The 607-nt window shown below is 50.7% G+C and carries 1 protein-coding gene; it reads right to left on the bottom strand.

Annotation, left to right across the window (positions count from 1 at the left end; all coding sequences use genetic code 11):
- Window positions 1-506: formate/nitrite transporter family protein (locus ACTHUR_RS15835; RefSeq protein WP_440399612.1), on the bottom strand; the 506-nt coding region annotated here is incomplete at its 3' end.
- Between the last annotated feature and the right edge of the window lie 101 nt (window positions 507-607).

The raw sequence follows: 607 nt of genomic DNA, 5'->3' as shown, positions 1-607 counted from the left end.
ATCCAGTTACATGCGATAGCGGAAACGAAGGCACGGCCAAAGTCCATATTAACTTTGGCTTCGGCAATGGCAATGGTTTTAGCCGCAGCCGCTCCCTCTGCCAAGCCGACATAGTGGCCGAGGAAATAGGCCATGGCAACAGCGCCTGCCAGATTGCCCAAGCTGACAATGAGCCAGTTGCGTACCAGTTTGTAGGTGCTGACGCGGCCGGTTAATCTGCCCAAAGCCATAATCATCATATTGCCTGTTGCCAGCTCACCGCCGCCGATTAAGATGCAAATCAGCGCAATCGGGAACACAGACGCACCCAAAAGGGCGGCCAGGCCGTTCCATTCGGCCGGAATGCCACTGATGACGCGCAGGCAGGCAAGATAGCCGAAGCCGACATAGCCGCCGCCTAAAAAACTCAAAATCACCAACATTTTGATGCTGAACTCAGACTTGGCGCAGCTCTTGCCGATGGCTTCCTGCAAAATCTCGTGAGGGTACAAATCTCGTGTATTCATGAGGCTCTCTTAAATTGGAAATATCTTGTTTATCATGAGGATAATAAGTTTGCCTGAGAATGATGCCGGTAGGAAATAACAACTGGTTGTAAGAATAGAAG

It is taken from the genome of Neisseria sp. P0021.S007, from assembly GCF_051956855.1.
The sequence above is the reverse complement of the archived record's forward strand: the minus strand, read 5'-3'. Positions and strand labels throughout refer to the sequence as shown.